The sequence below is a fragment of the Gemmatimonadota bacterium genome (genome assembly GCA_016719105.1).
Lineage (GTDB): Bacteria > Gemmatimonadota > Gemmatimonadetes > Gemmatimonadales > Gemmatimonadaceae > SCN-70-22.
The window spans coordinates 720,104-743,337 of record JADKAQ010000001.1 but is presented as its reverse complement, the minus strand read 5'-3'; the positions used below and the strand labels follow the sequence as shown (position 1 = coordinate 743,337).

General features: G+C 67.5%; 27 protein-coding genes. 2 read left to right on the top strand and 25 right to left on the bottom strand.

All coding sequences use genetic code 11. The annotated features are described in order from the left end of the window. Positions 1-11: 11 nt before the first annotated feature. The 7 genes from IPN47_03280 to IPN47_03250 form a co-directional block, all read right to left on the bottom strand. Positions 12-710: a molybdopterin-dependent oxidoreductase gene (locus IPN47_03280; GenBank protein ID MBK9407068.1), complete on the bottom strand. Its 699-nt coding sequence runs from the start codon at positions 708-710 to the stop codon at positions 12-14. Beyond that, complete coding sequence (locus tag IPN47_03275; protein MBK9407067.1) at positions 668-1,429, bottom strand: NADH dehydrogenase (quinone) subunit G; 762 nt, start codon at positions 1,427-1,429, stop codon at positions 668-670. The genes IPN47_03280 and IPN47_03275 overlap by 43 nt, the downstream gene beginning before the upstream one ends. A gap of 153 nt (positions 1,430-1,582) precedes the next feature. After that, a complete protein-coding gene (gene nuoF, locus IPN47_03270) occupies positions 1,583-2,899 on the bottom strand; it encodes an NADH-quinone oxidoreductase subunit NuoF (protein ID MBK9407066.1) in 1,317 nt (438 codons plus the stop codon). Positions 2,900-3,467: 568 nt separating this feature from the next. Then, a complete protein-coding gene (gene nuoD, locus IPN47_03265) occupies positions 3,468-4,667 on the bottom strand; it encodes an NADH dehydrogenase (quinone) subunit D (protein ID MBK9407065.1) in 1,200 nt (399 codons plus the stop codon). Between the two features lie 113 nt (positions 4,668-4,780). Continuing rightward, the gene (locus IPN47_03260; protein ID MBK9407064.1) at positions 4,781-5,407 is read right to left on the bottom strand and encodes an NADH-quinone oxidoreductase subunit C; all 627 of its coding nucleotides are present in this window, start codon (positions 5,405-5,407) and stop codon (positions 4,781-4,783) included. A gap of 71 nt (positions 5,408-5,478) precedes the next feature. Continuing rightward, complete coding sequence (gene nuoB / locus IPN47_03255) at positions 5,479-6,105, bottom strand: NADH-quinone oxidoreductase subunit NuoB (GenBank protein MBK9407063.1); 627 nt, start codon at positions 6,103-6,105, stop codon at positions 5,479-5,481. Next, the gene (locus IPN47_03250) at positions 6,096-6,500 is read right to left on the bottom strand and encodes an NADH-quinone oxidoreductase subunit A (GenBank protein ID MBK9407062.1); all 405 of its coding nucleotides are present in this window, start codon (positions 6,498-6,500) and stop codon (positions 6,096-6,098) included. Before IPN47_03250 ends, nuoB begins: the two co-directional genes overlap by 10 nt. 404 nt (positions 6,501-6,904) lie before the next feature. On the opposite strand from IPN47_03250, the gene IPN47_03245 reads away from it, so the two are divergent. Beyond that, positions 6,905-7,456, top strand: coding sequence for a dCTP deaminase (locus tag IPN47_03245; GenBank protein MBK9407061.1), 552 nt, complete (start codon positions 6,905-6,907; stop codon positions 7,454-7,456). 94 nt (positions 7,457-7,550) lie between these two features. On the opposite strand, the gene IPN47_03240 is transcribed toward IPN47_03245, so the two are convergent. From IPN47_03240 to mdh, 4 genes are all read right to left on the bottom strand, one after another. Beyond that, a complete protein-coding gene (locus IPN47_03240) occupies positions 7,551-8,324 on the bottom strand; it encodes a succinate dehydrogenase/fumarate reductase iron-sulfur subunit (GenBank protein ID MBK9407060.1) in 774 nt (257 codons plus the stop codon). Positions 8,325-8,403: 79 nt separating this feature from the next. Next, a complete protein-coding gene (locus IPN47_03235) occupies positions 8,404-10,317 on the bottom strand; it encodes a fumarate reductase/succinate dehydrogenase flavoprotein subunit (GenBank protein ID MBK9407059.1) in 1,914 nt (637 codons plus the stop codon). Continuing rightward, positions 10,317-11,084, bottom strand: coding sequence for a succinate dehydrogenase cytochrome b subunit (locus IPN47_03230; GenBank protein MBK9407058.1), 768 nt, complete (start codon positions 11,082-11,084; stop codon positions 10,317-10,319). The genes IPN47_03235 and IPN47_03230 overlap by 1 nt, the downstream gene beginning before the upstream one ends. A 131-nt stretch (positions 11,085-11,215) precedes the next feature. Next, positions 11,216-12,142, bottom strand: a complete 927-nt coding sequence (mdh, locus tag IPN47_03225; GenBank protein ID MBK9407057.1) for a malate dehydrogenase — start codon at positions 12,140-12,142, stop codon at positions 11,216-11,218. Between the two features lie 158 nt (positions 12,143-12,300). On the opposite strand from mdh, the gene IPN47_03220 reads away from it, so the two are divergent. Then, the gene (locus IPN47_03220) at positions 12,301-12,660 is read left to right on the top strand and encodes a CZB domain-containing protein (GenBank protein ID MBK9407056.1); all 360 of its coding nucleotides are present in this window, start codon (positions 12,301-12,303) and stop codon (positions 12,658-12,660) included. A 31-nt stretch (positions 12,661-12,691) separates the two neighbouring features. Here the strand turns inward: IPN47_03220 and moaA are convergent, their stop codons facing one another. From moaA to ispD, 14 genes are all read right to left on the bottom strand, one after another. Continuing rightward, on the bottom strand, positions 12,692-13,660 hold the full coding sequence (moaA, locus tag IPN47_03215) for a GTP 3',8-cyclase MoaA (GenBank protein MBK9407055.1): 969 nt from the start codon (positions 13,658-13,660) through the stop codon (positions 12,692-12,694). Positions 13,661-13,671: 11 nt separating this feature from the next. Next, on the bottom strand, positions 13,672-14,121 hold the full coding sequence (locus tag IPN47_03210) for a molybdenum cofactor biosynthesis protein MoaE (protein MBK9407054.1): 450 nt from the start codon (positions 14,119-14,121) through the stop codon (positions 13,672-13,674). Continuing rightward, positions 14,121-14,366 carry a MoaD/ThiS family protein gene (locus IPN47_03205; protein ID MBK9407053.1) on the bottom strand — a complete coding sequence of 82 codons (246 nt, stop codon included), beginning with the start codon at positions 14,364-14,366 and terminating at the stop codon, positions 14,121-14,123. The genes IPN47_03210 and IPN47_03205 overlap by 1 nt, the downstream gene beginning before the upstream one ends. Before the next feature lie 116 nt (positions 14,367-14,482). Further along, a complete protein-coding gene (locus IPN47_03200; GenBank protein MBK9407052.1) occupies positions 14,483-14,848 on the bottom strand; it encodes an integration host factor subunit beta in 366 nt (121 codons plus the stop codon). Between the two features lie 74 nt (positions 14,849-14,922). After that, on the bottom strand, positions 14,923-16,038 hold the full coding sequence (carA, locus tag IPN47_03195; protein ID MBK9407051.1) for a glutamine-hydrolyzing carbamoyl-phosphate synthase small subunit: 1,116 nt from the start codon (positions 16,036-16,038) through the stop codon (positions 14,923-14,925). Between the two features lie 31 nt (positions 16,039-16,069). After that, the gene (gene secG / locus IPN47_03190; GenBank protein ID MBK9407050.1) at positions 16,070-16,462 is read right to left on the bottom strand and encodes a preprotein translocase subunit SecG; all 393 of its coding nucleotides are present in this window, start codon (positions 16,460-16,462) and stop codon (positions 16,070-16,072) included. Between the two features lie 66 nt (positions 16,463-16,528). Next, positions 16,529-17,278, bottom strand: coding sequence for a triose-phosphate isomerase (locus tag IPN47_03185; GenBank protein MBK9407049.1), 750 nt, complete (start codon positions 17,276-17,278; stop codon positions 16,529-16,531). A 5-nt stretch (positions 17,279-17,283) separates the two neighbouring features. Continuing rightward, on the bottom strand, positions 17,284-18,480 hold the full coding sequence (locus IPN47_03180) for a phosphoglycerate kinase (protein MBK9407048.1): 1,197 nt from the start codon (positions 18,478-18,480) through the stop codon (positions 17,284-17,286). Between the two features lie 156 nt (positions 18,481-18,636). Then, entirely contained in the window at positions 18,637-19,644 is a 1,008-nt protein-coding gene (gene gap / locus IPN47_03175) for a type I glyceraldehyde-3-phosphate dehydrogenase (protein MBK9407047.1), read from the bottom strand. Between the two features lie 7 nt (positions 19,645-19,651). Further along, positions 19,652-20,191: a ComF family protein gene (locus tag IPN47_03170; GenBank protein ID MBK9407046.1), complete on the bottom strand. Its 540-nt coding sequence runs from the start codon at positions 20,189-20,191 to the stop codon at positions 19,652-19,654. A 264-nt stretch (positions 20,192-20,455) separates the two neighbouring features. Beyond that, on the bottom strand, positions 20,456-21,280 hold the full coding sequence (locus IPN47_03165) for a shikimate dehydrogenase (GenBank protein ID MBK9407045.1): 825 nt from the start codon (positions 21,278-21,280) through the stop codon (positions 20,456-20,458). Next, positions 21,277-21,735, bottom strand: a complete 459-nt coding sequence (locus tag IPN47_03160) for a low molecular weight protein arginine phosphatase (GenBank protein MBK9407044.1) — start codon at positions 21,733-21,735, stop codon at positions 21,277-21,279. Before IPN47_03160 ends, IPN47_03165 begins: the two co-directional genes overlap by 4 nt. 87 nt (positions 21,736-21,822) lie before the next feature. Continuing rightward, the gene (locus IPN47_03155) at positions 21,823-22,494 is read right to left on the bottom strand and encodes a threonylcarbamoyl-AMP synthase (GenBank protein ID MBK9407043.1); all 672 of its coding nucleotides are present in this window, start codon (positions 22,492-22,494) and stop codon (positions 21,823-21,825) included. Then, the gene (gene ispD, locus IPN47_03150) at positions 22,491-23,198 is read right to left on the bottom strand and encodes a 2-C-methyl-D-erythritol 4-phosphate cytidylyltransferase (protein ID MBK9407042.1); all 708 of its coding nucleotides are present in this window, start codon (positions 23,196-23,198) and stop codon (positions 22,491-22,493) included. The genes IPN47_03155 and ispD overlap by 4 nt, the downstream gene beginning before the upstream one ends. Positions 23,199-23,234 lie beyond the last annotated feature (36 nt).

Here is a 23,234-nt window from a genome sequence, read left to right as displayed (position 1 = left end):
GAGGAAGGCGCTCATCGGGCGGCCTCCGCGAAGGAGGCCGCGTCGACGACGGGCAGGCCGCGCAGCCCTAACGTGTCGTACGACAACCCGGCAAAGGCCTGCTCGGCCGCGGCAAGCGCGGCGAAGGCGTCCGACGCCGTGAAGTACTCGGCCTTCTCGCCCATGGCACCCAACAGGTCGGAGAGGACGTACCAACTCGGGCGCGCCATCCCCTGCGTCGCCTTGGCCTGCAGGAAGCGTTGCACTCGGCCGCGGAGATTGGTGAACGTCCCCTCCTCTTCCACCACGTTGGCGATGGGGAGGATGATATCGGCCTTGGGAAGGTTGGCCGGCATGGCCGTCCCCACGACGACGACGACCGACGCGCGGCTCACCGCCGCGGCGTCGCCGGGGGCGAGGTCCTGGTCGGCGACCACGAGTGCGTCACCCGGTTGCAGGAGGTCGAGCGGCGACGCGTGACGCGTGAAGCCCAGGAGTTGTGCTCCGGTGGCATTGGCGGCACGGTCGGCGCGCAGCGCGAGATCCGGAGCGCCGGGCAGCGCGGCGACGGTCCCCTGCTCCACGCGATAGGCCCCCGTACCGCCCGACTTCTTCACGAGGCGCGACAGCAGATGCAGCGCTTCGTTGGAGAGATTGGGTGAGGCGAGGACGAAGATCTTCTTCCCCTTCAGGACACGGGCGGCTCCTTCGAGCGCGACGTCCCAGTCCACGACGCGTGGCCACTCGCGCCAAGGATGCTCGGCGACTCGAGCCGGTCGCGGCGGTTGAGCCAGCGGTAGTTGCCGCGCCCGTGGTCACACATGAAGAACTGGTTCACGCTCTCGTTGGAGCGCGGACGCAGGCGCATGACCGTGTTGTCGCGCGTCTCGACGATGATGTTGCACCCCTGCGAGCAGCCGGTGCACACCGAGGCCGTGCGATCGAGCTCCCACGCACGCGCCTTGTTGAGAAAGTCCTTCGAGAGCAGCGCGCCGACGGGGCAGAGGTCGACGACGTTTGCCGCCCACGGATGCGTGAGGTCCTTCCCCTCGAACTTGCCGATGAAGGCGCGGTCGCCGCGCTCGCTGACGTTCAGCACCGTGTCCTTGGCCACGTCGTCCATGAAGCGGACACACCGCGTGCAGAGGATGCAGCGGTTCTGGACGTAGAGGACATCGCCCCCGAAGTCGTCGACCGGGTTGAAGCGCTTGGCCTCGCGATACCGCGAGTCGTTGCGCCCTTCCTGATATGTGTAGTCCTGCAGTTCGCACTCGCCGGACTGATCGCAGATCGGACAGTCGAGCGGGTGGTTGATCAGCAGCATCTCCAGGACGCCCTTGCGCGCTTCGCGGGCCTTCTCGGAGTGCACGTGCACCACCTGTCCCTCGGCCACGGCCGTCGCGCACGACGGGGCGAGCTTCGGGAACTTCTCGACTTCCACGAGGCACATGCGGCAGACGCCGGCCACGGGAAGTCCCGGATGGTAGCAGTAATGCGGGACGAGGACCCCGGCCGACTTCGCCGCTTCGAGGATGGTCGTCCCCGGCGCGACGGCGACTGGGCGCCCTTCAATGGGTCAGGTTGACGAGGGGCGTGTCTGCCATCAGGCCACCACGACAGGGACGGCGTGCACGGTCTTCTTCGTGATGAGGGCTTCGAATTCGTGACGGAATCGCTTGAGTCCGCTCGACACTGGCGTGGCGCAGCTGTCGCTGAGCACGCAGATGGTCTTGCCGGTCATGTTCTCGCCGATCTCGAGCAGCGTGTCGAGATCCTCGGCCGTGCCGTCACCGGCCACGATGCGCTCGAGGATCTTCGTCGTCCACGCGGTCCCTTCGCGGCACTGCGTGCATTGGGCACAACTCTCGTGCGCATAGAAGCGCGCGAGGCGCGCGATCTGCTTGGGCATCGACTGGGCGTTGTCGATCACGATGCAGCCGGCGGAGCCGAGCATGGTGCCGACGGCGACCATGCCTTCGTAGTCCATCAACCCCTGCTCCGCTTCCTCGATCGTGATGATCGGCACCGAGCATCCACCGGGGATGATCGCCTTCAGCTTCCGGCCGGGGAGCGCCCCTCCACAGACCTCGTGGAGGAACTCGCCGAACGGGAATCCCATCTGGACCTCGTAGTTGCCGGGGCGCGCGATGTTGCCGCACACGCTCCACAGCTTGGTCCCCGTCGACTTCGGGTTGTCGGGGCGCGAGAGCTTCTTGTACCAGTCGGCGCCGTTGGTGAGGATGTGCGGCACCGCCGCCAGCGTCTCGACGTTGTTGATCGTCGTGGGCTTGCCGAACAGCCCGGCCACCGCCGGGAAGGGCGGCTTGATGCGCGGGTTGCCGCGGCGTCCCTCGATCGAGTTCATCAGCGCGGTTTCTTCACCGCAGATGTAGGCACCCGCGCCCTTGTGCACCCAGACGTTGACCGTCTTGCCGGTCCCCATCGCGTTCGTACCGATCACGCCGGCCGCGCGCGCCTCGGCCAGCGCCGCTTCCATGCGCTGGATGGGCTCCGTGAACTCCCCACGGATGTAGATGTACGCCGTCTCGGCCCCGATCGCGTAGGCACCGATCGCCACGCCCTCGATGAGCGCGTGCGGGGTCCAGCGCATGATCTCGCGGTCCTTGAACGTCCCGGGCTCGGACTCGTCGGCGTTGCAGCACAGGTAGTGCGGCTTGCCGTCGCCGATCTTCATGAACGACCACTTGAGCCCCGTGGGGAAGCCGGCGCCACCGCGCCCGCGCAGCCCCGAGTCCTTCACGATGTTCTGGATGGCGACCGGGTCCATGCCTAACGCCATCTCCAGCGCCTTGTAGCCGCCGCGTTTCTTCCAGCCGTCGAGCGAACGCGCCTCGGCATCGCCGAAGTGCTTCGACAGGACGACGGTCTCGCGGGGATGTGGCTGGTGCGGGTAACCCATAGCTCGGGAAGACCGGGACGGGAAGCCGAGCGGCACGGCTCCGGCGTGACGGACTCGGGCACCGTCTCGGGCTGATCGACTCCAGGACTGGCGTCGCCATGACGCGTCGCGAAGCCGCAGGCGCCGAGGCACTCGACCTCGATCACGGTGTAGCGTCCGTCGTCGGAGGTGACCCCCAACTCGCCGCAGCCGGTCTTGTCGAGGAAGGCCTTCACCACATCCTCCGCCCCGCACACGTTGCAGGGCGACGTGGTGCACACCTGGATGAAGTACTTCCCGACCGGATGCTGGTGGTACATGGTGTAGAACGTCACCACGCCCTTCACGTACGCCGGCGTGATGTCGAGCAGCGCCGCGATCTCCGCCATCCCCGGTTCGCTCACCCAGCCACGCGCTTCCTGCAGCATCCAGAGCGCGGGCAGCAGCGCGGCTTGCTTGGTGGGATAGCGCGCGATGATCTCATCGAGCTTGACGCGCGCCGCGCCCGTGAAGACCGGGACGTGCGGTTCGTCGTGATGGCCATGCGACGGCTTGAGCACCGCGCCACCGGCGGCGGAAGGTCCGTGGCTCATCGGTCGATCTCTCCCATGACGATATCGATGCTCGCATTGATCGCGATGACGTCGGAGAGGAGGTGCCCCTCGACCATCTTCGGGATCGCGCTGAGGTTGACGAAGGCGGGGGGCCGGATGCGCCAGCGCACCGGCTTGGACGACCCGTCGGAGACGAAGTAGTAGCCCTTCTCGCCCTTGGGGCTCTCCACCGCCACGTACGACTCCCCCGCCGGCGGGCGCGGCCCTTCCATCACGAGCTTGAAGTGATGGATCATCGACTCCATCTCGCTCGTCGCCTTGTGCTTGGGCGGGAGGATGAGACGCGGGTCGTCGACATTCACCGGGCCGTCCGGCAGGCGCTGTACTGCCTGCTCGAGGATGCGCACCGACTGCCGCATCTCCTCCATGCGCACCAGGAACCGGTCGTACACGTCGCCGTTCACGCCCACCGGGACGTCGAAGTCGTAGGTCTCGTAGCCGAGGTACGGGAAGTCGCGCCGCGTATCCCACGCCACGCCCGAGGCGCGCGCCATCGGCCCCGACAGTCCGTAGTTCAGCGCCTCCTGCGGCGTCATGACGCCTAACCCGATCGTGCGCCCCACCCAGATGCCGTGGCGCGTGATCATCTTGTCTACTTCGGCGACCGTCTTGGGGAAGGTCTTGAGGAAGCCCTTGAGCCCGTCGAGCCAGCCATCGGGAATGTCGGCCGCCATCCCGCCCACCCGCGAGATGCTCGTCGTGAGGCGCGCCCCGACCCACCCCTCGAGCAGGTTGTAGATGTTCTCGCGCTCCTGGAAGGCCCACAGGAATGGCGTGAACGCCCCGATGTCGATGCACGTCGTCCCGACCCACACGAGGTGCGAGATGATCCGCGACAGCTCCAGCGCGATGATCCGCAGTACCGTGCAGCGCTCGGTGATCTCCACGCCGAACAGCCGCTCCGCACCTAACGCGAAGGCGATGTTGTTCCCCGGCGAGTTGAGGTAGTCCTCGCGGTCGGTCCAGGGGATGATCTGGTTGTACTGGCGATACTCGCCGATCTTCTCGAAGCCGCAGTGCAGGTAGCCGATGTGCGGGATGCAGCGCACCACCGTCTCGCCATCGAGCTCGAGCACCAGCCGCAACACGCCGTGCGTGGCGGGGTGCTGCGGCCCGATGTTGATCAGCATGTGCTCGCCCTCGAGTTCCGGCTCCAGCGCCGGCGGGGCCTCCATCGTCGTCACCTGCCCCGCCTCGTTCACCACGAGCGGGACGCGCTGTGGGCGCCCTTCCCGGTCCAACCCGCTGGTCGAGAGCGCGACTTCGATCGTTCGCTTCGTGGCCACGGCTACTCTCCCGTCCGTTCGCCGCCGCTCAGGCGCTGCCGCATCTCGCTGGGCAGGTCCTCGAACGCGTCGGCGATGGTGAGCTCTTCCATCGAGTACTTGGCCTCGGGATTGGCCGAGAGCGCCTGGCGCAGCTGCTCCGCACGCGAGAAACGCCCACGCAGCGGGAAGTCCTTCCGCAGCGGGAACCCTTCGCGATACTGCTCCCACATCAGGATGCGGCGCAGGTCAGGGTGCCCCTCGAAGACGATGCCGAACATGTCGTAGCACTCGCGCTCGAGCCAATCGGCCCCCTTGTACACCGGGTACACGCTCGGCACCCGCAGCGGCTCGCCCTTGGGGAGCTGCGCCTTCACGCGAAGGAAGCGCCGGTACGGGATCGAGCGCAGGTGCCACACGACCTCGATGGGCTGCTCCATGTCGCGATACTCGACCGCCGTCACGTCGACGAGATAGTCGTACTGCTCGCCGGCGTCGTCGTGCAGCCAACGCACGACCTCCAGCGCTCCCGCGGGGGCGATGTAGACCGTCGTCTCGCCCCAGATGACCTCGGCGCTAACGAAGAACTGCGGAAAGCGCGCCTTGAGCGTTTCGACGCTCGGGTTGGCCGCGCCGCCGCGATGCGCCAGCGCGGTTGGAGTGCGCGGCGCTGGGGCGCCGGGAGTCGCCTGCCCGGCGTGGATGATCGTGAAGGGTGCGCTCACAGCCCGGACCGGGTTTGATGAACCGAGTTGCCGAACGGCTCCGACAGTTCGTCGATGACCGACGGCGGGATGTACAGGTTGCTCGACGGATCGGGTTCGAGCTCATCGCGCAGCGACTCGTTGCTCATGCGCTCGCGCTTCACCTTCTCCTGCAGCATCATGATGCCGTACATCAGCCCCTCGGGACGCGGCGGGCACCCCGGCACGTACACGTCGACCGGGATGATCGTATCGATCCCCTGCGTCACCGCGTACGTGTCGAACATCCCGCCCGACGAGGCGCAGGCCCCCATCGAGATCACCCACTTGGGCTGCGGCATCTGCTGATAGATGCGCCGGATGACCGGGGCCAGCTTGAACGGGACGCGGCCGGCACAGATCAGCACATCGGCCTGGCGCGGCGAGAATGACATCCGCTCCATCCCGAAGCGCGCGAGGTCGAAGCGCGACGCGGCCGACGCCATGAACTCGATGGCGCAGCAGGCGGTCCCGAACGGCATCGGCCACAGCGAATTCGCACGGCCCCAATTCACCAGCATGTCGAGACGGGTCGTGATCCACCCTTCCTGCGACTGCGGATCATAGGAGACGACGCTCGGCTCAGGACGAGGGGCTAGTCCCATTGCAGCGCTCCCTTCTTCCAGACGTAGACGAAGCCGACCACGAGGATGGCCATGAAGACCAGCATCTCCCCGAGTCCGAAGAACGAGATGTTTCCGGCCGGGCACGCACTCCCGACCAAGGCCACCTTGCACGACAGCTGGCGGTAGTAGACCCCCCACGGGATCATGAAGACGGTTTCGATGTCGAAGATGATGAACAACATCGCGACCATGTAGAACTTCACCGAGAAGCGCTCCCGCGCGTCCCCCAACGGAGGAATGCCGGATTCGTACGGGGTGTCCTTCACCGGCGTCGGGCGACGCCGGATGACCAGCGTCGACAACGCGATGATCAGGACGGCGTTCACCAGAACGAAGCCGAGCAGCAGCAGGACGGGCAGGTACGTTCGATCCATGACGCTCCCAACGTGCTCCGAAGTTCGTGAAACATTTCACGTGTTCAGCGCGGGTAACCTACCCGACAAGGTAGGAGGGTGTCAACGGACGTAACGCGAAGAATGCGAGCGAGTTGAGGCGGTTCGAGGCTTGTACCGATATTCCGGCTCGACTCCCCCCCGCGCCCCTCGTCACGCGCGCCCGTTCACCGTTCCCGCGCGCCGCCGCTCGCCGAGCGTCGCGGCTCCCCGCGTGGCGCCGCTCCGCGGACGCCGCCAGGTGGCGACAGGCCCGTGGCCGAAGTATCGACGCATCCCCTCGGCCACTCGCGCGCGTTAGCTTTCCCGCGCGCGTTCGCACCGAGCGGTCCTAACGCGAACGGCGATGGCTCATACGTCCCTCACACTCCTGGGAGCGTTCCTGCATGTCGATTCAGAACGATCGGTGGATCACGGAGATGGCCACGAAGCACGGGATGATCGAACCGTATGAATCGAGCCAGGTGCGGTCGGGGGTCATCTCGTACGGCGTGAGTTCCTACGGCTACGACATGCGCGTGGCCCGCGAGTTCCGGATCTTCACCAACGTGCTGAACTCGATCGTCGACCCCAAGAACTTCGACCCCAAGTCGTTCGTCGAATTCGAAGGCGACGTGTGCATCGTCCCGCCCAATTCGTTCGCGCTGGCGCGCTCGGTGGAGTATTTCCGCATCCCGCGCGACGTCGTGACGATCACCGTGGGCAAGTCGACCTACGCCCGCTGCGGCATCATCACCAACGTCACGCCGTTCGAGCCCGAGTGGGAAGGCCACGTGACGTTGGAGATCTCCAACACGACGCCGCTTCCGGCCAAGATCTACGCCAACGAGGGGATCGCGCAGGTCCTCTTCTTCAAGGGGGAGCCGCCGCTCGTGTCGTACAAGGACAAGGCCGGCAAGTATCAGGGACAGCAAGGGGTGACGTTGCCGCGGCTCTAGACGCCGTCGCACGATCGTTGGTACGAGAACCGGCGGCGCCCCCGTGAGGGACGCCGCCGGTTTCGCAGACGGCCGCGTGGCACCCGCCGGCGCGCTACCCTGCCCCGCCCGACGCGCTCCCTTCGCGCTCGAAGACCGAACCGTAGACATAGTCGCGGTTCATGCGCGCGATGGCGTCGATCGAGATCTCCTTCGGGCACGCCTCCTGGCACTCCCCAAACAGCGTGCAGCCACCGAAGTGCTCGAGATCCATCTGTGCGACCATCTTGAGGGCGCGCCGATAGCGCTCGGGTTGCCCCTGCGGCAGGTTGCCCAGGTGGGCCACCTTGGCCGCGGTGAAGAGCGAGGCGCTCCCGTTGGGGCACGCCGCCACGCACGCCCCACACCCGATGCATGCGGCCGCGTCCATCGCCGCGTCGGCGTCGGGCTTCGGGATGGGGAGCGCGTTGCCGTCAGGTGCATTGCCCGTCGACACCGAGACGTACCCGCCGGCCTGCACGATGCGATCGAAGGCCCCGCGATCGACGCACAGGTCGCGCAGGACCGGGAAGGCCTGCGCCCGCCACGGCTCGATCGTGATCGTATCGCCTGAGCGGAAGGTGCGCATGTGCAGCTGGCAGGTGGTCGTGGCCTTCTGCGGGCCATGCGCCACCCCGTTGATCATGAGCCCGCACATGCCGCAGATCCCTTCACGGCAATCGTGGTCGAAGGCAATCGGCGCCTGACCGGTGTTGGTCAGCTCCTCGTTGACCACGTCGAGCATCTCCAGGAACGACATCTCTTCCGAGATGTCCCGGGCCTGGTACTCCACGAACTTGCCGGCGGCGGTGGGGCCGGACTGCCGCCAGACACGCAAGGTGATATTCATAGGGGCAGAGGACGGGAAGACACGACGACGTGAAGGCGAGTGGGGGCCGCGGTGGCGGCGGTGCAGTCGGTGCGCGCCGTCATTTGTAGGACCGCGTCGCCAGGTGCACGTTCTCGAAGTCCAGCACTTCCTTGTTCAGGATCGGGGCCTTCCCCTCACCGGCGTACTCCCAGGCCCCGACGTACGCGAACTGCTCGTCGTTGCGCTTGGCCTCGCCGTCATCGGTCTGGTGCTCGGTGCGGAAGTGACCACCGCACGACTCCTCGCGGTGCAGCGCATCACGGCACATCAACTCCCCTAACTCGAGGAAGTCGGCGACGCGCCCGGCCTGCTCGAGCGACTGATTGAGCTCTTCGCCACTCCCCGGGACGTTGAGGTTCTCCCAGAACTCCTCGCGCAGCGCCGGGATGCGCCCGAGGGCGTCCTGCAGTCCTTGCGCATTGCGGGCCATCCCGCACTTCTCCCACATGATCTTCCCCAACTCGCGATGGAACGACTGGACGCTGCGCTTGCCACGAATGCCGAGCAGGCGCTTCGTACGCTCTTCCACTTCGCGCTCCACCGCGCGTACCTCGGGGTGATCCTTCGACAGCGGCTCGAGCTTCTGCGCCGCGAGATAGTTGCCGATGGTGTACGGAATGATGAAGTAGCCGTCGGCCAACCCCTGCATGAGCGCGCTGGCGCCGAGCCGGTTGGCGCCGTGGTCGGAGAAGTTCGCTTCGCCCAGCACGTGCAACCCGGGGATGGTGCTCTGCAGGTTGTAGTCGACCCACAGCCCGCCCATCGTGTAGTGCACCGCGGGATAGATGCGCATCGGGACCTTGTACGGGTCCTCATCGGTGATGCGCTGGTACATCTGGAAGAGGTTCCCGTAGCGCTCCTCGATCTTGTCGCGCCCCAAACGCTGGATGGCGTCGCGGAAGTCGAGGTAGACGCCAAGCCCGCCGGGCCCCACGCCGCGCCCGCTGTCGCACGCTTCCTTGGCGGCACGCGAGGCGATGTCACGGGGCGACAGGTTGCCGAACGAGGGATACTTCCGTTCGAGGTAGTAGTCGCGCTCGGCGTCGGGAATCTGGTGTGGCGCGCGCGTGTCTCCTTCCTTCTTGGGGACCCAGACGCGCCCGTCGTTGCGGAGCGACTCCGACATCAGCGTGAGCTTCGACTGGTAGTCGCCGCTCTGCGGAATGCACGTCGGATGGATCTGCGTGTAGCAGGGATTGCCGAAAGCAGCACCCCGCTTGTAGGCCCGCCAGATCGCCGTGGTGTTGGAGCCCTTGGCGTTGGTCGAGAGATAGAAGACGTTGCCGTAGCCCCCGGTCGCGAGGACGACGGCGTCGCCGAGGTGCGTCTCGATCTTCCCGGTCACGAGGTCGCGCGTGACGATCCCGCGCGCGCGCCCGTCGACCAGCACGACGTCGAGCATCTCGGTGCGGGAGTGCATCGTCACCCCGCCCTTGGCAATCTCCTTCTCCAGCGCCTGGTACGCGCCTAACAACAGCTGCTGTCCGGTCTGGCCGCGGGCGTAGAAAGTGCGCGAGACCTGCGCGCCGCCGAACGACCGGTTGGCCAGGAGGCCGCCGTACTCGCGGGCGAACGGCACGCCCTGCGCGACGCACTGGTCGATGATGTTGACCGAGATCTGCGCCAGCCGGTACACGTTCGCCTCGCGCGCCCGGAAGTCGCCCCCCTTCACCGTGTCGTAAAAGAGGCGCTGGATCGAGTCGCCGTCATTCTGGTAGTTCTTGGCGGCGTTGATGCCCCCCTGGGCCGCGATCGAGTGCGCGCGGCGAGGGGAGTCCTGGAAGCAGTAGCAGGAGACCCGATACCCCAGTTCGGACATCGTCGCGGCCGCCGACGCGCCGGCGAGTCCTGAACCCACCACCAGGATGTGATATTTCCGCTTGTTGGCGGGGTTCACGAGCTTCATCTCGAACTTGTGCTTGTCCCACTTCTCGGAGATGGGACCGCCGGGGATGTTGGACCTGAGTTCCATCAGTTGGTCCCTCCCACGGCCGAGGTCGCGACCGACGTGGTGGCGGTCGTCGTCGGCGTCGTGCCCTGCACCGTCTGCGTCTCTTCCATCACCGGGGTGTCGTCCGTGAACAATCCGAGGGCCGCCCCGATCGGGACGGCGGCAAAGCCGAGCGCCGCGACGACGGCGATGACGATCGCGAGGTTGCGGTGCAGCGGGGCGGCGGATGGACGGCGCGCCCCAAGCGTGCGCAGCGAGGCCCACGCGCCATGGAACAGGTGCAACCCGAGGCAGGCCATCGCGATCACGTAGAAGGCGACCGCCCACCAGCGCGAGAACCCGTTACGCAGGTTGTTGTAGGGGTCGAGGTGCACGAAGCCCGGCACGCCAAGGCCGAGCGTCATGTCGGCGATGTGGAAGACGATGAAGGCCAGCAGGATGATCCCGCCGGCGCGCATCGTCCGTGACGCGAGCGTCGAGACCTGCGCCTTCTGCGCTCCGTAGGGGACCGGACGCGCCATCTTGTTCCGCGCCCAGAGCTGCATCGCCGCCGTCACGTGCAAGGCGACCGCGCCCACCAGGACGCCGCGAATGATCCAGAGGAGTCCGCCGGTCTTGCGCAGCAGCACCGCGTAGTCGTGCATCGCCTGGGCGGCGCCGGCGCCCTTGAACATCTGGAGGTTGCCGGCCATGTGGCCGAGCACGAAGCCGATGCCGATGATCCCGGTCACGGCCATCACGACCTTCTTTCCGACGCTGGAATCCCAGAAGCGGCGCAATCGACTCACTGACGCCTGGGCTCCGCCACTCGCCGGCATCGCAGCTGTTGCCATGGGGTGCTAAGGGGGAGAGGGGTAGGACGTACGGGGGACGGAAACGAACGGGGCGCGCGAGTGGCGCGCCCCGCTGGTGTCGGTACTCAGGAGAGCTTGGCCATCGGCTCTCGCACCGCGTCGGCGCTCTTGCCTAACGCCACTCGCTCGGCGCTCGTCAGCTCGACCTCCAGCACCTGCTCCAACCCCTTCCGCCCGAGCTTGCACGGGACGCCGAGGAACAGCCCCGACATCCCATACTCGCCCTCAAGCCACGCGGCGCACGGCAGGATCCGCTTCTGGTCCTGCACGATCGCCTCGACCATCTGGATCGCCCCAGCCGACGGCGCATAGTACGCCGATCCGGTCTTGAGGTACGACACGATCTCCGCCCCGCCGTTGCGCGTGCGGTCGACGATCTTGTCGAGCACGTCGCGCGCCATGAGCTGCGTGATCGGGATCCCGCTCACCGTGGTGTACGAGATCAGCGGCACCATCGTGTCGCCGTGCCCGCCCAGCACCATCGCCTGGATGTCGCGCACCGAGACGTCGAGCGCCTCGGCGAGGAAGGCACGATAGCGCGCCGTGTCCAGCACCCCGGCCATCCCCAGCACGCGCTCGCGCGGGAAGCCCGAGGCCTTCTTGGCGACGTAGCACATCACGTCGAGCGGATTCGACACGATGATGAGGATCGCGTTCGGCGACGTGCGCGCGATGTTCTCCGACACCGACTTCACGATCCCGGCGTTCGTGTTCATCAGGTCGTCGCGCGACATCCCCGGCTTGCGGGCGATCCCGGCGGTGATGACCACGATGTCGGAATCGACCGTCTCATCGTACCCGTTGGTGCCGACGATGCGCGTGTCGTACAGCTCGATGGGGGCCGACTGCCACTGGTCCAACCCCTTCCCTTGCGGAATGCCCTCGGCGATGTCCACGAGGACGACCTGCTTGGCGAGTTCCTTTTCGGCCAGTCGCTGTGCGGCGGTGGCCCCGACGTTGCCGGCGCCGACGACCGTGATCTTGTTGACCATGTATCGGATCGATTGAAGGGAGCGGTGATTCGGTGCGTCCCAAGCTAGCCCGCGCGCAGGGGGGCTTCAACGCCTCATCGATTCCGGGCGTTCCGCGCAAGTTCTGTCCCGAGCGGCCGACACTCCGGAACATCGGGTCCGAACGCACGGAGGAGACCATGAAAGATCAGATTCGCAAGGCGCTCACCGCCCACGCCGCCTGGAAGGTGCGACTCAAGACCGCTGTCGCCTCAGGTGCCAGCGACCTGGACGTCGCCCGTGTCAAGAGCGATCGCCACTGCGACTTCGGCCACTGGTTGCACGGGAGCGCCATCCCCGCGTCGGTCCGGGAAACCGAGACGTACCGGGAAATCTCTCGCTTGCATGCCGCCTTTCACGAGGCTGCGGCGCAGGTGGTCGATCTCGCCCGGAGTGGGAAGAAGGCCGACGCCGAGGCTGCGATCAGGATTGGCGGGCCCTTCTCCCGCGCGTCGGCCAACCTGGATGCGGCACTCGTTCGCTGGGAGGCGGCGATATAGCCGGCCTCCCACGCGCCACCCGTGGCCGGCCTCAGCCCCCCACCTGGGACAGCGCGCGCAACCCCCCCACCTGCATCTGCAGCAGCTGGTGCTCCTTGGGCTTCTCCGCCAGTGCCTGCCGGAAGAGCGGCTCCAAGGGTTCGCCGCGGCGCAGCGGGTCACGCAGGTTCACCTCGTGGTCGCCGTACAGGCAGGTGCGCAGCCGACCGTCCGCCGTTAGGCGCACGCGGTTGCAGCTCCCGCAGTACGTGTGGGACATCGGGGTGATCACCCCCACCGTCCCCGGTGATCCGTCGATGCGGTAGTACCGCGCGGGGCCATTCCCCTTGGGGCCGGGATCGCTCGTGAGTCCCCCCAACGTCGACACGCGCTGCAGCACCTCGTCGCTCGGGACCACGTGATCCCACGTCAGGTCGCGCATCTCACCCACGGGCATCAACTCGATGAAGCGGATGTGCCACGGATGGTCGAGCGCGAGGCGCGCGAAGTCCACCACCTCGTCGTCATTGATCCCCCGCATGACCACCACGTTCATCTTGATCGGCCCGATTCCCGCTGCCTCCGCCGCCGCCGCGGCCTCCACGGGAGAAAGCCCGAGGTCGCGGCGCGCGATGGCGATGATCCGGTCTGCGCGCAATGAGTCGGCGCTCATGTTCACGCGATCGAGCCCCGCCTCGCGCAGCGCCGGGGCAAGCTGCGGAAGGCGCACGCCGTTTGTCGACAGGGCGATGTCCTGGATCGCCGGGATCTCGCGCAGGAGCCGCACGAGCGAGGGAAGTTCGGGGCGAATCGTCGGCTCTCCGCCCGTGATGCGCAGGCGGCGCAGGCCGAGCGGCGCCAGCTGGCGCACGACCTCGGCGATCTCCTCGTACGAAAGGATGTCACGCTTGGGCAGCCACTGCAGTCCCTCCAGCGGCATGCAGTACACGCAGCGGAAGTTGCAGCGATCGGTGACCGAGATGCGCAGGTACTCGATCCCGCGCCCGAACTGGTCCTGCAGTACGACGTCGCTCATCGGGGTACCTCGCGCTGCGCATCGTTGTACTGGCGCGTGGGATCGACCCACTCGCGCGTGCCGTCGATGTAGTGCTCCCGCTTCCAGATCGGCACGCGCTTCTTGACCTCCTCGATGGCGTAGCGCACGGCGTCCATCGCCGGCGTGCGTCGCGCATGCGAGACGGCGATGGCGATGCTGACGTCGGTGAGCGCGAGGTACCCGATGCGGTGCTCCATGACGATGTGCGGCGTGCCGAAGCGCTCGCTGGCCTCGCGCGCGATGAGCTCCATCTCGCGCTGCGCCATCGACGCGTAGGCCGAATAGTCGATCCCCAGCACGGGGCGCCCTTCGTTGACGTCGCGTACGGTGCCGAGAAAGAGCGTCGTGGCTCCGGACGAGGGGGTATTCACCTCCGTCAACAGCGTGGCGACGTCGATAGGCGCCTGGACGAGGGCGACGCGCATTAGCCCCCCGCCACCGGCGGAATGATCGCAACCTCGTCGCGCTCGTTGACCGGATCGTCGAGCGAGGCGTAGCTCTCGTTGACGGCGACGAGGGGGGCGGGTGGGAGTCGACCCGCCCCGGCGCGTTCCCGCACCGAGGCGAGGACGTCCCGGACGCACGCCGCCGGACCGATCTCGACGTCGAGCGTCGACGTCCCGAGAGCGTCAGCGTAGGAGGCGAAAAGCAGAACGCGAACAGAGGGCATGGCGCGTAAGACTATCGGAGGGGATGGCCGACGCAACTCCATCCGTCCCGTCGGCAAAAGGAAGCGCCCCGTCCGGGAGGCCGGCGGGGCGCGATTCAGCGACGGGCGAGGCGCGACTACGCCTCGCTCATCTCCTCTTCCTCGTGATCGTCATCCCAGTCGTCCAGTTCGGCCCCTTCGAGCGGCTCGAGGTCGGCGACCATGGCGCGCAGCTCCTTCGACGGCTTGAAGACGGGGACCGGACGGGCGGAGACCTCGACGGGCGACCCCGTCCGTGGATTGCGCGCCATGCGGGTCTTGCGATGGCGAATCTTGAAGGTGCCGAAGCCGCGGACCTCGATGTTCTTCTGGGCCTGCAGCGCTTCCTTGATGGCGTCGAGGAACGCGTCCACCACCCGGGCGCAGTCCTTCTTCGAGATCATCGGGCCCGCCGTGCGGGAAATCTGCTGCGTGACGCGCTCGACGAGGTCGGCTTTGGTCATTGCGTAATCTCGAACAGGACGAGGTCCAGAGGCTCGAAAGTTCGGTCGAACATAGAACGCTTAGCTATTGTGTGTCAAGCGTTTGGACCACTTCGGCCAACCTCGCCTCTCACCGCGTTGATGAACTGCTTGAACAGCGGTCGCGCGTCGTGGGGCCCCGGTGCGGCCTCGGGATGGTATTGCACCGAGAAGATCGGAAGGGTGCGGTGCCGCAGCCCCTCGACCGTCCCGTCGTTCAGGTTCACGTGGGTTACCTCGAGCTCCGGCGCCCCGGGGATGTCCTGCTCGCTCCCCAGGACCGCAAAGCCGTGGTTCTGCGAGGTGATGAGGACGCGTCCCGTTGCCAGCTCTTTCACCGGCTGATTGCCGCCCCGATGGCCAAACGGGAGCTTCATGGTCGAGCCACCAAAGCTGAGCCCGATGAGCTGGTGCCCGAGGCAGATCCCGAAGACGGGGATTCCTGCCTTCCCGATCGTTCGGATCGCGTGGGGCGCGTAGGTCACCGCCGCGGGATCGCCAGGGCCGTTCGAGAAGAAGACCCCATGCGGGCGCAGCGCCAGCACCTCCTCAGGCGTCGTCGTGCTCGGCACCACGGTGATGCGGCAGCCATGCGACTCGAAGAGGCGCAGGATGTTCCGCTTGATCCCGTAGTCGTAGGCCACGATGTGGTAGGGCGCGTCGGCACTGCCCCACTCGTAGGCGCGATCCGTCGTCACCACCGACGCGAGGTCCAGCCCTTCCATCGACGGACAGGCATCGAGCGCCGACCGCGCCTCGTCGGTCGCCTCGGCACCGGCGCCGATCACACCACGCATCACGCCGACCGAGCGGAGGTGACGCGTGAGCTGTCGCGTGTCGATCCCCTCGAGGATCGGGACGTTGGCTGCGCCGAGCCAGCCCTGAAGATCGCCGCTCGCCCGCCAGTTGGAGAAGGTGCGCGAGAGTTCGCGCACGACGACCCCAGCGATCTGCGGCCTGCCCGACTCCGGATCTTCGGGGTTGATCCCGTAGTTGCCGATCATTGGAGCCGTCATGACCACGATCTGGCCGCGGTACGACGGGTCCGAGAACGTCTCCTGGTATCCGGTCATGTTCGTCGTGAACACGACTTCGGCCACGGTCACGGGCGACGAGGCAACGAGCCGCCCGTGAAAAAGGGTTCCGTCCTCGAGGAGGAGGAACCCTGGGATGTCAGCGCGAGAGGTCACGTCGTGATGAGGACTACGGCTGCTTGGGCTGAGGCGCCGGCGTCGCGGGCGCCTTCTCGAGCGGCACCACGGGGGCGGTGACCGGGGTCGATCCCTTGGTCTGCGGCGCCGCGGGGGCGGTCGCCGGCGTCTGCGTCAGCGGCGTGTCGAGGACCGACTTCGGCACGCGCGTGCGAACCGACATCAGCTGCAACACGAAGGCGAGCAACAGGAAGACGCCGCCGCCCCACCAACTCACGCGCGTGAGGAGATTGCCCGCCTGGCGCGTGCCGATGAGCGAGTCAGACGATGACGACGCTCCGCCGAAGGAAGCAGCCAATCCGCCCCCCTTCCCCGACTGAAGGAGGACCGCGCCGATGACGGCGAGGCTGACGAGGACGAGGATGATCAGGAGAAAGGTGTACATGCGTCTGGCGCTGGAAGAGGCTCGTTCGTGCTAAGCACGGAATATTGAACCACTTACAAGCCTGAATCAAGTGCGGACAATCGACGACCATCCCTCGGCGTCGAGCGACGCTCCGCCCACGAGCAGTCCGTCGACCTCGGGGGCCGCCAAGAGAGCCGACGCATTGCCGCGGTTCGCGCTTCCGCCGTAGCAGATCGGAATCGCATTTCCGCGCTCTCCCAGGAGACCGACCAGTTCCTGACGGATGAGCACGTGAATGACACCGGCATCGTCCGGGGTCGCGGTGCGTCCGGTGCCGATGGCCCAGACCGGCTCGTACGCGACGAGCGTCGTGGCGACGTGATGCGGATCGATGTTCGCGATCCCGGCCCGAAGCTGACGCAGCACCACCTGTTCGGTGCGCCCCTGCTCGCGCTCCTCGAGCGTCTCGCCTACGCAGAGCATTGGCGTGAGGCCGGCACGAACCGCGGCCGCGACCTTCAGCCCCGTCTGCTCATCGGTCTCGCCGAAGATGTGCCGGCGCTCCGAGTGCCCCACGAGCGCAACCGTCGCCCCTGCATCGCGAGCCATCCCCGCCGACAGTTCGCCGGTGAAGGCCCCCTTATCCTCCCAGTGGATGTTCTGCACCCCCACCAGGATGTCCTGCCGCTCCTTGATCATCTCCAGGACGGTCGTGAGCGTGACCGCCGGCGGAAAGAAGATCACCTGCCGATCGGTACGTCGGGCGAAGTGCGCCAGGAACGAGCGCATGAAGGCCCGAGCGTCGCTCGGGCCGTGATTCATCTTCCAGTTGGCGGCAAAGACAGGGCGTTGCATGGGCCTCACTTGTCGTCCAGCGCTTCAACCCCGGGGAGCTTCTTCCCCTCGAGGAACTCCAGCGATGCGCCGCCTCCGGTGGAGACATGGCTCATGGCGCTTTCCAACCCCGCCTCGGCCACCGCTGCGGCCGAGTCGCCACCGCCCACGATCGTCGTCGCACCGGCCTTCGTGGCGTTCGCCATCGCGCGCGCGATCGCCAACGTCCCCTCGTTGAAGGGCGGGACTTCGAACACCCCCATGGGGCCGTTCCACAGGATCGTCTTGGCCGACTCGATGGCGCGTGCGTACGACTGCATCGTGTCCGGGCCAATGTCGAACATTGCCTCGTCGGCCGGAATCGCATCACGCTTGGTCGCGTGCGCTCCCGCCGGATTGTCCATCGCCGTCGACACGACCGCATCGTGCGGGAGCGTGAGGCGATAGCCCGCGCGCTCGAGGAGCGACGCGGCGAGTTCAACGCGGTCAGGCTCGACGAGCGACTTCCCGGTCTCCAACTCCATCGCCTTGAAGAAGGTGCAGGCCATTGCACCACCCACGAGCAGGCCGTCGACCTTGGGCAGGAGCGCCTCGATGACATCGATCTTGCCTGACACCTTCGCGCCGCCGAGGATGGCGATGAACGGACGCTTGGGTTCGGCGATGGCGGTGCCGAGGTAGTCGAGTTCCTTCTCCATGAGGAAGCCGGCAACGGCCGGCTTGAGGAAGGCGGTCACGCCGGCGGTCGACGAGTGGGCCCGATGCGCGGACCCGAAGGCATCGTTGACGTACAGGTCGCCTAACGCCGCGAACGACCGGCTCAGCGCCTCGTCGTTCTTCTCCTCACCCTTGTGGAACCGGGTGTTCTCGAGCAGGAGGATCTCTCCGTCGCCTAACGCATTGGTCGCTGCAACGGCGGCCTCGTCGGCCGAGGATCCGTGGAAGTGGACCTTGCAGCTGGTGCGCTCCGCCAGGCGCTTGGCGACCGGGGCGAGCGAGTACTTCGGGTCCGGTCCTCCCTTGGGGCGACCGAGGTGCGAGAGCAGCACCACGCGGGCGCCGCGCTGGGCGAGGTACTCGAGTGTCGGCAGGGCGGCGACGATGCGGGTGTCATCCGTGACGTTGCCGGCGTCGTCGAGCGGGACGTTGAAGTCGACGCGCACCAGCACGCGCTTCCCCTTGAGGGAGGCATCGGGCAGGTCGCGGATTGTCTTCTTGTTCATGGGACGGGAGACGGGAGACGGGAGGGCGCGCGACCACGCCGCGCGCGGCACAGGGGCGAGGCGAGAGCGTTCACGGGGCGGCGGGTGGCGTCGACTGCCGGCGCACGTGGTGCCGGCAGTCCCGCCATCCGTCTCCCGACTCTCGTCAGGCGGGTCCTACAGCTTCGCGCCCACGTACTGGATCAGGTCGACGCAGCGGCAGGCGTAGCCCCACTCGTTGTCGTACCACCCCGAGACCTTCACCATCGTCCCATCGATCACGTTGGTGTTGAGCGCGTCGAGGATGGACGAGTGCGGGTTCCCGATGTAGTCCGACGAGACGAGTTCGACCTCGGTGTACTGCAGGACCCCCTTCATCGGCCCCTCGGCCGCCGCCTTGAACGCCGCGTTGACCTCGGCGATCGTCGTGGCCTTCTCCACCTCGACGGTCAGTTCGGTGAGCGACACGTCGGGGGTCGGGACGCGGATCGCGATGCCGTCGATCTTCCCCTTCACCTCGGGGATCACGAGCGAGGTGGCCTTTGCCGCCCCCGTCGTCGTCGGGATGATCGAGAGCGCCGCGGCGCGCGCACGACGCAGGTCCTTGTGCGGGAGGTCGAGGACGTTCTGGTCGTTCGTGTACGAGTGGATGGTCACCATCGACCCGTGCTTGAAGCCGAAGTTGTCGCGGATGACCTTCACCAGCGGCACGAGACAGTTGGTGGTGCACGACGCGTTGGACATGATGTGGTGCTTGGCCGGGTCGTACTTGTCGTGGTTGACGCCCATGACGATCGTGATGTCCTCGCCCTTGGCCGGCGCGGAGATGATCACCTTCTTCGCGCCGCCGTCGATGTGCTTCTTCGCATCCGGCGCGCTCGTGAAGCGTCCCGTCGACTCGAGCACGATGTCGACCCCGAGGTCCTTCCACGGCAGCGCCGCCGGATCCTTCTGCGCGAAGACCTTGATCGTGTCGCCGTCGACCGTGATGGAATCCGACGTCGAGGTCACCGTCCCCTTGTAGGTGCGGTGCACCGAATCGTACTTGAACAGGTGTGCGAGCGTCTTGGTGTCGGTCAGGTCGTTCACCGCGACGAAGTCGATGTTCGCCCCCTGCTCCTTCGCCGCACGAATGACCTGACGCCCGATGCGGCCGAAGCCGTTGATGCCAACCCGAATGCCCATGTTGCGCTCATCCTCGCGTAAGCGGCTGGTCACCCGCTGCGCGGGCCCGGCCGAAGGTGACGTAGCTGATGATCCGCGCCCCAGCGTTCCACAACGTGGAGGCGCACTCGTTCAGGGTCGCGGCGGTCGTGACCACGTCATCGACCAACATGACATGGGCGCCGTACAATTTCGCCGGCGCCCCTGCGACGACCCGGAAGGCGTGGGCAACGTTGTACAAACGCTGTTCCGGTGTCAATCGCGTTTGACTGGTGGTTCTCCTCGGGCGTTCGATGACATCGTCCCAGACCGGGATTCCGAATCGCGGGGCGAGGGCACGCGCCAGTTCGGCGCTCTGGTTGAATCCTCGCTCGCGCTCCCGCGCGGCGGCGAGCGGGACCGGAACGAGCGCCGCACGCTCATGCACGACGTCCTCTGGCCAGTCCAGTCGCGCCATCCGATCGGCCATCTCCGGCGCGAGCGCTCGCCAGCCATCGTACTTGAAGGCGTACAGCAGGCGCTCGGCCACGCCACCGGGGGCCCAGCACCAGGAGCGGGCGGCGCGCACGTACGGCGGGAGGAGCGGGCACCAGCGACAACTCTCGCCACCCACGGGGTGGCCGCAGCGATCGCAGCGCGGACGCGGCAGCGGCGGGACCCGTCCCCAGCAGGCATCGCACGCGAGGGATGATCGACCAGGTGAGATGAGACCCTCGCACACGACACACATGCGAGGGAGCACGATTGTCTCCACCTGCAACAGCGCCAGCTGCACCGCCCGTCGCCACCTGTGCTGCATCGCTCGCCCTCCCCGTGGGGGCGGGGGCCGCGACTAGCGCCGACTCGCCCGTGCGAGCGCCTCTCGCATGACGACGAGGTCCGCCGGGCGATGGAACCACCGCTCGAAGGCCGCCGCCCCCTGCTGCAGGAGCATCTCGCAGCCATCGAGCGCCAGGTGCCCGGCCCGGCGCGCTTCGCGGACCCACCGCGTTTCGCCGGGACGATACACCAGGTCCATCACGCGAGCGTCACGCGGGAGTTCGTCGACGGGAACCGGGAGGGCGTCGTCGCGCATCCCGATGGGGGTCGCGTTCACCACCGTCGTCGCACCACGCAACGCGTCGGCCGGCGAGTCCGCCAGCTGCACCGTGGCCGGGAAGCGATTGGCCAACGCCGCGCTCCGCCCCGACGAACGCCCGTAGAGCCGAAGCGTCGCCCCCGGCCATCGCTCCACGGCCGTACAGACTGCCGCCGCCGCCCCGCCACTCCCGATGCAGGCCACGATGGCCCCCGCGCGCTCCACACCGACGTGGTCGGCGAGGGCGTCGAAGCCGGCAACATCGGTGTTGTCTCCCGACAGCCGACCGAGGTCATCGACCCAGAAGGTGTTGACGGCCTCGGCGCGCGCGGCCACCGCGCTCGTCACCTGACAGGCGCGGAAGACGGCGTCCTTGTGCGGGATGGTGACGTTCCCCGCGGCACGCTGCGCCACGAGGCGCGCCAGCGTGTCGTCGAGCGCCTCCGGAGCAACGTCCAGCGCTTCGTAGACCAGCGCGATGCAGGCGCTGCGCAGCGCGGCGTTCTGAAAGACCGGCGACAGCGAGTGCGACACCGGGTGCCCCAGGAGGACCAGCCTGCCGGGGAGGGCGTCGGTCACGCCGGTCCGGGGTCGAGGGCGTCGAAGACGCGCCGGATCTCGCGCTGCAGTTCTTCGAACGTCATGCGGTACACCTCGAGATCCCCGCCGAAGGGATCGGGGATCGCCCCGGGCTCGCCGTCCGGGCGCCCAAAGGCGGTGAGCAGGTGCGACTTCCCCGCCCCGCCTAACGCCAACACGCGCTCCAGGTGCTGCGGCCCCATCGTCAGGATCAGGTCGGCCCCCTGCACCAGGTCGACGGTGAGCTGCTGCGCCGAATGTCCACCGAGGTCCAGGTGCCGCTCCAGCGCCACGAGCAGCGACCCATCCGAGGCGGGGGCGCCGTTCCACGCGCTCGTGCCGGCACTTCCGATGTCGATGTCCAACCGTCCGCGCTCGATGGCCTCGCGTCGCGCGATGACCTCGGCGAGCGGCGAGCGACAGGTATTGCCGGTACAGACGAAGAGGATCTTCACGAGGGCGTTCGACCGTGGCGTCGAGGAGTCAGGTACGGGGGAACCTACTCGTCGCCCCCGGTCGGCGCATTCGCCCGATCGGAGGAGTCAGAGGTCGCCCACGAGGTCGGGGACCGTCTCGCGAAGGACGGCGGACGAAATGGCCCCCGGTCGAATGACGCGTGGACGGCTCCCTGTGCAATCGACCACGGTCGATGGCGGCGAATCCACCAGGCGTCCCCCGTCGAGCAGGCGAATGGTCCCGCGGGCGATCTCGGGTTGCCACTGCTGCACGATCTCACCCGCCGTCATCGCCGGGGGCTGTCGCGGACGATTGGCGCTCGTCGATGTGATCGGGTCGCCGTAGGCCCGGAGCAGCCGCTGCAGCCCGGGGTGCGAGGTCCAGCGCACGGCCACTCCGCCCTCCGGGCCGCGCAGCCGAGGCGGGACGCGGCGATCGCCCCCGGTGAGCACGAGCGTGAGCGGGCCGGGCCAGTGGCGCGCCGCCAGCGACGACGCCGCTCGCGTCAGGGCGAGGTCGAGCCGCGCCAGCATGTCGCTCCCGGCGATGAGCAGGAGGAATGGCTTGGCCGGGGGACGATGCTTGAGCTGCACCAGCGTCTCCACGGCGTCATGGTCGACCGCCGTGCCGAAACCGTACACCGTCTCGGTCGGGTAGGCCAAAACCCCGCCGTTCTGCAGGTGCTCGATCGTCTCCCGCAGCGACGCTTCGACCTCCGGGGGGGACCAGAACGGAACCGAGAACGAGGCGGTGCTCATTCCGGGATCTGGGCGATGGCCTCGGCGCGCGCGAAGTCGCCCGCTTCCGTGACCTTCATGGCGCGTTCGCTCCCCCGCACGACGACCACGGGGAAGCCAAGGCGCTCGCAGAGCGCGGCGTCGTCGGTGGCCGAGATTCCCGCGCGCCGCGCTTCCAGGTGCGCGCGCTCGAGCATGTCGCGCGGGAAGGCCTGCGGCGTCTGCGCACGCCACAGTTTGGCCCGGTCGACGGTGCGCACAATGCGTCCTTCGTCGTCGACCTCCTTGAGCGTGTCGACGACCGGCAGTGCGGCGACCGCCGCGGTGCCGGTCCGCGCCTGGCGGATCACGGCGTCGATGGTCGCGTCGGTCACGAGGGGGCGCGCCGCGTCGTGCACCACGACGATCTCCACCTCATCGTCGAGGTCCTCGATTCCACTCCAGACGCTGTCGCCACGCTCGCGCCCCCCAACGCCGACCAGCAGGCGGTCGACGTCGCACTGGAAGATCCAGGGGGGCGGATCGCCGGCGACCGAACGCGGAAGCACCGCCACGACCTGCGCCACGTCGGCGCGCCGGTGGAAGGCCTGCAGGCTGTGCAGGAGCATGGGTTTCCCGGCGACCCAGCGAAACTGCTTCAGCTCCGCCTGTCCGGTTCTCGACCCGCTTCCCGCGGCCACGACGATGACGCCGACGTCGCGCGGTCCCGCAGACTCGGGGCGCAGCTCCGCCGGCGTCGTCTCGCGCGGCAGGTGACCGGG